The sequence below is a fragment of the Brevundimonas sp. EAKA genome, from assembly GCF_000698025.1.
Taxonomy (GTDB): domain Bacteria; phylum Pseudomonadota; class Alphaproteobacteria; order Caulobacterales; family Caulobacteraceae; genus Brevundimonas; species Brevundimonas mediterranea_A.
Window position 1 is genome coordinate 1 of the sequence record NZ_JMQR01000129.1, and the last position, 8,181, is coordinate 8,181.

The following is an 8,181-nucleotide window of genomic DNA, read 5'->3' on the forward strand; positions in this document are numbered from 1 at the left end:
CCCCGGATCCTCGTGGAGAGCGCGTTCATGATCCCCTTCATCGACCTTCAGGCCCAGCGCCTGCGTCTCGCAGGCAAGATCGAGGCCGCCGTTCAGGAGGCCGTCGTCGGCGGCGCCTGGGTCATGGGGCCTCAGGTCCGTCAGTTCGAAGCCGAACTCGCCGCCTTCGGCCGGGCCGAACACGCCCTGGGCTGCGCCAACGGCACCGACGCCCTGGCCCTGCCGCTGATGGCCTGGGGAATCGGACGCGGCGACGCGGTCTTCGTGCCCAGCTTCACCTTCGCCGCCACCGCCGAGGTCGTGCCCTGGTTCGACGCCGAGCCGGTCTTCGTCGATGTGGACGCCGACACCTACAATATGGACCCGGCCGCGCTGGAGCGCGCCATCGAGGGAATCAAGGCCGAGGGCCGCCTGACCCCGCGCGTGGTCATCGCCGTCGACCTGTTCGGCCAGCCCGCCGATTATCCGGCGATCAGGGCGATCTGCGACAGGCACGGCCTGAAGCTGATCGCGGATTCGGCCCAGGGTTTCGGCTGCACCATCGGCGGGGAGCACCCGCTGAAATGGGCCGACATCACCACCACCAGCTTCTTCCCGGCCAAGCCCCTGGGCTGCTACGGCGACGGGGGGGCGGTGCTGACCAATGACCACGAACTGGCCCAGCTGATCGATTCCGTCCGCGTGCACGGCAAGGCGGTGGCGGTGGACCTGAAGGACCGCGTCTTCGATCACGACCCCAAATATCTGAACATGCGGATCGGCCTGAACAGCCGTCTGGACACGATCCAGGCCGCCGTGCTGATCGAGAAGCTGAAGGTGTTCGGTGAAGAGATCACGTGGCGCAACCGGATCGCCGCCCGCTACAATGAGGGTCTGCGCCCACACGTCGCCAAGGTTCCCGACGTTCCGGCGGGCAATATCTCCAACTGGGCGCAATATACGGTCGAACACCCCGACCGCGACGGCCTGATCGCCCATCTGAAGACCCATGACGTGCCGACCGCCGTCTATTATCCGATCCCGCTGCACCTGCAGCCGGCCTATGAGCATTTCCCGCGAGGGGCCGGCGGCCTGCCGGTGACCGAACGTCTGAAGGACGTGGTCTTCAGCCTGCCGATGCACGCCGATCTGGACGAGGCGACCCAGGACAAGGTCATCGCCGCCGTCGCCAGCTACAAGGGCCAAGCCTGATGCCGAACACCCCCGTCCTCAAGTTCGGCGTCGCCGGCGTCGGCGTCATGGGCCGTAACCATGCGCGCGTCGCCTCCGAGATGCGCGAGTTCGACCTGACCACGGTCTTCGACCCGGATGCGGTCGTCGCCGATGGGGTCGCCGCCGCCTATGAGGCGGCGCCGGTCACGACCGCCCAGGCCTTCGTCGACGCCGGCCTGGACGCGGCTGTCGTGGCCACGCCCAACCGATTCCATGCCGAAATCGGCGTCGCCCTGCTGGAAAAGGGCGTCCACGTCCTGGTCGAAAAGCCGATCGCCGCCACCGTGGCCGACGCCCAGCGGATGATCGACGCCGCCAAGGCCAATGACCGCGTCCTGATGGTCGGCCAGGTCGAACGCTTCAATCCGGCGGTGGACACGGTCAAGCGCGCCGTCGCCGACGACGAGATCATCTCCATCCAGATCACCCGCGTCGGCCCCTTCCCGCCGCGCATGGGCGAGGTCGGCGTGGTCATCGACCTGGCGGTGCATGACATCGACATCATCCGCCACCTGACCGGATCCGAGATCGTCGAGGTCCAGCCGCAACTGGCCCGCACCCGCGCCGAGCGCGAGGATACGGCCCTGCTGCAGTTCCGGCTCGACAATGGCGTAATCGCCCACATCACGACCAACTGGGTCACGCCCTACAAGACCCGCACCCTGCAGGTCGCCACCAAGACCAAATTCATCGTCGCCGACCTGATCACCCGCCAGGTGACGGAGTATTTTGGGCAGCAGCCCGACGGCTCCTATTCGACCCGGATGCTGAACAGCTGGCCGGCCGAACCGCTGAGGAAGGAGCTGGAGGCCTTCGCCCGCGCCATCCACACCGGCGAAACCCCGGCGGTGACGGGCGAAGACGGCCTGCGCAATCTGGAAGTCGCCCTGCGCTGCCTGGGCGAGGCCTAAAGTCGCCGCAATGGCCGGGGAAGGAAGAGACATGCGCTCGCCCCTCGCTCCCGTTCTCATCGCCTTGCTGACCCTGTCGGCGGCCGCGCCCGCGCACGCCGACACCCGCTATCTGTCCTACAACGCCTCGGACCGCATCACCCAGGCCCTGACCAAGGGGATCACCCTCCAGGTCCGGCGCGGCCTGTTCGGGGCGATCAGCGTGGAACGGCTGTTCTCGACCACCGCGCGCGGTTCGGCCGACTTCACCCGGGGCGGGCCGAACGAGGCGCGGCGCGTCCTGCCCGAGGGGGCGAACGAGAGCGACCTCTATGCCATCGAACAGAGCGGCGACGGACGGGGTCTGGCCCGCGCCCTGTGTCCCGGCGCGAACGACGTCTGGCTGGTGATGAGCCGCATCCGCGCGCCCCGCCCGCTGACGATACAGGCGGTCGGCCGCTGGGCCGACGGGACCTACCGCCATTGCGTGACGCTGAGTTACGACTGGCGCGGCGAATGGCAGACGGCGCCGGTCTCGCCGTTTGCGGACACGGACTCCTAGATCCAGCCCGTTCCGCCGACGGCGCGCCCTTTCGCCCGCCACGCCTGGTCGTCTATCTTCATGGCTGGAGAGGCGTTCGGAGAGACAGCGATGCGATGGGCCCTGCCCCTGGCGGTTCTGATCGGCGTGGTCGCCGCCCTGCTGACCTGGACCCGGCCGGGCGCGTCCATCCCGTCGATCACCGACGCGCCGGTCACGGTCTATCTGCTCGACAACGGCTTCCACACCGATCTGGCCGTGCCCCGCGCGGCGCTGGAACGACGCGGCGGGCCGCTTGGACAGGCCGTCGCGGACCTGGCGCCCGGCGACTGGATTCTGATCGGCTGGGGCGACGCCGCCTTCTATGTCGATCAAAGTCCGATCTCGGACCGGCTGCCTGACGGCGCGCGCGCCTTCTTCCGGCCCGGCAATCCCTCCGTCGTCATGCTGGACCCGGAGAGTCTGGACCCCCGCGACCGCCACGCCGCCGATCGACGCGCGGCCCTGCGCCTCCCGCCCGGCGCCTTCGACCGAATGGCGGGACGGATCGAGTCCTCGCTCGACCTCGCAGACGGGGGGCCGCGTGTCGCGACCGCTCGCGCCGGCGACGACGCCCGCTTCTTCGCCAGCCGGGAGAGCTTTTCGATCCTGCACCTGTGCAACCACTGGACGGCCGGTGCGCTGAACGCCGGCGGGGTGGCGATCCGCCCGGCGCGCTCGGCGTTTTCGGGCGAGGTGATGCGGTCCGTCAGAGCGGCGGAACTGGACAGGGCGGCTCCACGCGCCTAGACAGCCCGACTTTCGCTTATCCGGCCGGGTCCGAGCCCCGGCGGGCGAACAAGAAGGAGCGGCCGATGGCCCACAAACAGCATACCCGCAATTCCTCCGGCCCGGCCGGTCCGAGCCAACGTCAGCTGCGCGCCGGCGAACTGATCCGTCACGCCCTGGTCGACATCCTGCGTGAGGAGGACATCCACGACGAGGCCCTCGCCGACGTGTCCGTCACCGTGACCGAGGTCCGCCTGTCGCCGGACCTGAAACACGCCACCTGTTTCGTCGAACCCCTGGGCGCCGGCGTCGAGGCCGCCCCGACCACGGGCCACGAGAGCGAGATCATCAAGGCGCTGAACGTCCACGCCAAATTCCTGCGCGGCCAGTTGGGCCGGCGTCTGGACATGAAGTTCACGCCGGACCTGCGCTTCCGCCACGACGAAAGCTTCGACGCCGCCAGCCATCTCGACCGTCTGTTCGAAGACCCCCGCGTCCGCGCCGACCTGGAACGCCGCGACGAGGAAGAGGGCGACTCCTGATGTCGCGGCCTCAAGTAGCGCGAAGCGCGGTAGGCCAAGCATCGTGGCATCAACAAGCATCGTGGCCTCAAGTAGCGCGAAGCGCGATAGGCCCGGCATAATGGCTCGTAAGAAGAAGGGCGACGTCGTCGACGGCTGGGTGTGCCTGGACAAGCCGTTCGAGATGGGATCGACCGAGGCGGTCAGCCGCATCCGCCGCCTGTTCAACGCCCAGAAGGCCGGTCACGCCGGGACGCTGGATCCGCTGGCCAGCGGCATCCTGCCCATAGCGCTCGGCGAGGCGACCAAGACCGTGCCGATGATGATGGAGGCGCAGAAGGTCTATCGCTTCACCATCAACTGGGGCGTATCGACCGACAGCGTGGACCGCGAGGGCGAGATCATCGGCCGCTCGGACGTGCGGCCCTCGGTGGATCAGGTGAAGGCCGCCCTGCCCGCCTTCGTCGGAGAGATCGACCAGACCCCGCCCCGTTTCTCAGCCATCAAGGTGGACGGCGCCCGCGCCTATGACCTAGCCCGCGACGGGGTCGAGTTCGAGCTTCAGTCCCGCCGCGTCACCATCCATTCGGCCGAGGTCACCGACGCCCCGGACGCCGACCATGTCGAACTGACCATCCGCACCGGCAAGGGCGTCTATGTCCGGTCGCTGGCGCGCGATCTGGCGGCCGTTCTGGGCGCCGAGGGGCATGTTTCAGCCCTGCGGCGCGAGCGGGTGGGACCGTTTCATACCGAAAACGCCGTGACGCTGGATTTTCTCGAGGATTTGGTGCATAGGGGCGCCGCCTCGGAAGGCTTGCTTCCCGTTGCGACCGCCCTGGACGACATCCCGGAGCTGGCCGTGACGGATCAGGACGCCTTCTCGCTTCGGCAGGGACGCCCGATCGTTCTGCTCCCCCGTCAGGTGGAAACCCTCAAGGATCGCCTTTCCGGCGGTTCGCGAACGGTTTCAGCCTTTCAGGGGCAGACCCTCGTCGCACTCTGCCAGTTGCGGGCCGGCCGGCTAGAACCCGACCGCGTTTTCAACCTCTAGGCCCGCGCCATCCGGCAAGGGCCGAGACCCCACGGCCTCAAGTAGCGCGAAGCGCGATAGGCCAAGAAAGGACTCTACGATGTCGGTTACTGCTGAACGCAAGCACGAGATCATCGCCGATAACGCCCGCACCGCTGGCGACACCGGCTCGGCCGAAGTTCAGGTCGCGATCCTGTCGGAACGCATCTCCAACCTGACCGAACACTTCAAGACCCACAAGAAGGACAACCACTCGCGTCGTGGCCTTCTGAAGATGGTGTCGCAACGTCGCCGCCTGCTCGACCACCTGAACAAGGTCGACGCCGGTCGCTACCAGGCGCTCATCGCCAAGCTGGGCCTGCGCCGCTAAGGCGTCGGATCAGTGTAGAATACGCTTTCGAGGCGCGGGCGGTCACGTCCGCGCCTCGTTGTGCGACTAGAGACGACCTGTGCGCCGCAGGACTTACGGCGCAGCTGCGAGGGCCATGCCGGTCCTCTCCCGGTCGACCGCGATGGCGCGGCGACCTCTGGATCGAAGGACTGAACGCCGACGCATCCGCCCCCAATGATGGGACCCCGCACGGAATACGCCGTCCGGGATACGAAAGACGAAATATGTTCGATATCAAACGCAAGACGATCGAGTGGGCCGGACGCCCGCTGACCCTGGAAACGGGCCGCATCGCCCGCCAGGCCGACGGCGCCGTGCTGGCGACCTACGGCGAGACCGTGGTTCTGGCCACCGTCGTCTATGGCCGTTCGCCCAAGCCGGGTCTGGATTTCTTCCCCCTGACCGTCAACTACCAGGAAAAGACCTTCGCCGCCGGCAAGATTCCGGGTGGCTACTTCAAGCGTGAAGGCCGTCCCAGCGAGAAGGAAACCCTGGTTTCCCGCCTGATCGACCGCCCGATCCGCCCGCTGTTCGTCAAGGGCTTCAAGAACGAGACCCAGGTCGTCATCACCGTGCTGCAGCACGACATGGAAAACGATCCGGACGTCCTGGGCATGGTCGCCGCCTCGGCCGCCCTGACCATCTCGGGCGTGCCCTTCATGGGCCCCATCGGCGCCGCGCGCGTCGGCCTGATCGACGGCGAACTGGTTCTGAACCCGACGGTCGACCAGATCCCGGCCTCTGACCTGGACCTCGTGGTCGCCGGCACGCAAGACGCCCTGATGATGGTCGAATCCGAAGCCAAGGAGCTGTCGGAAGAGAAGATGCTCGAGGCGCTGATGTTCGCGCACGCCGGCATGCAGCCGGTAATCGACGCCATCATCGATCTGGCCGAACACGCCGCCAAGGAGCCCTTCGACTTCCAGGCCGAAGACCACTCCGACGTCGTCACCTCGATCAAGAAGCTGGTCGGCGAGGACATCAAGGCCGCCTACACCCACCCCGGCAAGTACGACCGTCGCTCGGGCGTCGATGCGGCCAAGAAGACCGCCGCCGCCGCCCTGGTGAAGACCGACGAGAACCCCGAGGGCGTCGACAGCTCCAAGTTCGCGGCCGCCTTCAAGGAATGTGAAGCCGACGTCCTGCGTCGCGACATCATCGAGAACGCCCACCGCGTCGACGGCCGCGCCCTCGACAAGGTCCGCGCCATCGTGTCGGAAGTCGGCGTCCTGCCGCGCACCCACGGTTCGGCCCTGTTCACGCGTGGGGAAACCCAGGCCCTGGTCGTCGCCACCCTGGGCACCGGCGAGGACGAGCAGTACATCGACAGCCTGCAGGGCACCTACAAGGAAAGCTTCCTGCTGCACTACAACTTCCCCCCCTATTCGGTGGGTGAAGCCGGCCGCATGGGTTCGCCCGGCCGTCGCGAAATCGGTCACGGCAAGCTGGCCTGGCGCGCGATCCGTCCGATGCTGCCGTCGAAGGAAGACTTCCCCTACACCATCCGCCTGGTCTCCGAGATCACCGAGTCGAACGGCTCGTCCTCGATGGCCACGGTCTGCGGTTCGTCGCTGGCCCTGATGGACGCCGGCGTGCCGCTGATCCGTCCGGTCTCGGGCATCGCCATGGGCCTGATCCTGGAGCCGTCGGGCGAGTTCGCCATCCTGTCGGACATCCTGGGTGACGAAGATCACCTGGGCGACATGGACTTCAAGGTCGCCGGCACATCGGAAGGCATCACCAGCCTTCAGATGGACATCAAGGTCGCCGGGATCACCAAGGAGATCATGAAACAGGCCCTGACCCAGGCCTCGGCCGGTCGCCTCCACATCCTGGACGAGATGTCCAAGGCCATGGATGCGCCGCGCGCCGAACTGGGCGAGCACGCGCCGAAGATCGAAACCATCAAGATCGCGGTCGACAAGATCCGTGAAGTGATCGGTTCGGGCGGCAAGGTGATCCGCGAGATCGTCGAGAAGACCGGCGCCAAGATCGACATCGGCGACGACGGCACCATCAAGGTCGCCGCCAACGACCAGGAAAAGATCGACGCCGCCAAGGCCTGGATCCAGTCCATCGCCTCGGAACCGGAAGTCGGAACCATCTACTCCGGCAAGGTCGTCAAGGTCGTCGATTTCGGCGCCTTCGTGAACTTCTTCGGCGCCAAGGACGGCCTGGTCCACGTGTCCCAGATCGCTCTGGAACGCGTCGCCAACCCGGCCGACGTCCTGACGGAAGGCCAGGAGGTCAAGGTCAAGTTCCTGGGCTTCGACGATCGCGGCAAGACCAAGCTGTCGATGAAGGTCGTCGATCAGACCACGGGTGAAGACCTGACCGACAAGATCAACGCCGAGCGCGCCGAGCGCGGCGAAGAGCCCCTGTCGGACGACACCGGCGGCCGTCCCAAGCGCGAAGGCGGCGGTGATCGCGGTGGCGATCGCGGTCGTCGCCGTCGCGACTAGGACTGAGCCACACGGCTGAATGAGAAGGCCCCGCCGGCGACGGCGGGGCCTTTTTCATGGCGGCCTGTCCTAAGACCGGCACGCCGCCGGCGGATCGCCGTCGCGCGCCCACAATTTGCAGGACCGGTCGATCTCGCCCTGGATCAGGTCGCAGGGGTTGGCGGCGTTGCAGGGCGGGGGGGTCGCAGGGCTGACCTGGATGCAGCGTTCCACCAGGCGCGCGGACGCCGCCTCGCCGATCTGCTCACGACAGGGGATTTCACTGGCGGGAATCCGCTCGGGCCTCATGTCCGGTCCTTTCGGAATCCGGGCCTGAGTGTCTTCCGACGGCGCCGGCGTCGGCGCTGCGGGGGTCCCGGCCGGGGC

Annotated in this window: 8 protein-coding genes and 1 pseudogene; 8 read left to right on the forward strand and 1 reads right to left on the reverse strand. The window is 67.3% G+C overall.

The annotated features are described in order from the left end of the window. Window positions 1–27 precede the first annotated feature (27 nt). The 8 genes from ER13_RS14350 (at window position 28) to pnp (ending at window position 7,815) form a co-directional block, all read left to right on the forward strand. Window positions 28–1,191 carry a DegT/DnrJ/EryC1/StrS aminotransferase family protein gene (locus tag ER13_RS14350; protein WP_035310304.1) on the forward strand — a complete coding sequence of 388 codons (1,164 nt, stop codon included), beginning with the start codon at window positions 28–30 and terminating at the stop codon, window positions 1,189–1,191. Then, window positions 1,191–2,123 carry a Gfo/Idh/MocA family protein gene (locus ER13_RS14355; RefSeq protein WP_035310291.1) on the forward strand — a complete coding sequence of 311 codons (933 nt, stop codon included), beginning with the start codon at window positions 1,191–1,193 and terminating at the stop codon, window positions 2,121–2,123. Before ER13_RS14350 ends, ER13_RS14355 begins: the two co-directional genes overlap by 1 nt. 31 nt (window positions 2,124–2,154) lie before the next feature. Further along, the gene (locus ER13_RS14360) at window positions 2,155–2,664 is read left to right on the forward strand and encodes a hypothetical protein (RefSeq protein ID WP_035310293.1); all 510 of its coding nucleotides are present in this window, start codon (window positions 2,155–2,157) and stop codon (window positions 2,662–2,664) included. Between the two features lie 90 nt (window positions 2,665–2,754). Continuing rightward, entirely contained in the window at window positions 2,755–3,432 is a 678-nt protein-coding gene (locus tag ER13_RS14365; RefSeq protein WP_035310295.1) for a DUF2459 domain-containing protein, read from the forward strand. A 65-nt stretch (window positions 3,433–3,497) separates the two neighbouring features. After that, window positions 3,498–3,953 (forward strand): 30S ribosome-binding factor RbfA, encoded by a 456-nt coding sequence (gene rbfA / locus ER13_RS14370; RefSeq protein WP_035310297.1) that lies wholly within the window; start codon window positions 3,498–3,500, stop codon window positions 3,951–3,953. A 100-nt stretch (window positions 3,954–4,053) separates the two neighbouring features. Continuing rightward, entirely contained in the window at window positions 4,054–4,983 is a 930-nt protein-coding gene (gene truB, locus ER13_RS14375) for a tRNA pseudouridine(55) synthase TruB (RefSeq protein WP_035310299.1), read from the forward strand. 79 nt (window positions 4,984–5,062) lie between these two features. Next, complete coding sequence (rpsO, locus tag ER13_RS14380) at window positions 5,063–5,332, forward strand: 30S ribosomal protein S15 (RefSeq protein ID WP_008261985.1); 270 nt, start codon at window positions 5,063–5,065, stop codon at window positions 5,330–5,332. A 245-nt stretch (window positions 5,333–5,577) separates the two neighbouring features. Then, entirely contained in the window at window positions 5,578–7,815 is a 2,238-nt protein-coding gene (gene pnp, locus ER13_RS14385) for a polyribonucleotide nucleotidyltransferase (RefSeq protein WP_035310300.1), read from the forward strand. 69 nt (window positions 7,816–7,884) lie between these two features. Here the strand turns inward: pnp and ER13_RS14390 are convergent. Continuing rightward, window positions 7,885–8,181 (reverse strand): annotated as a pseudogene (locus tag ER13_RS14390) (hypothetical protein); the annotation flags it as partial.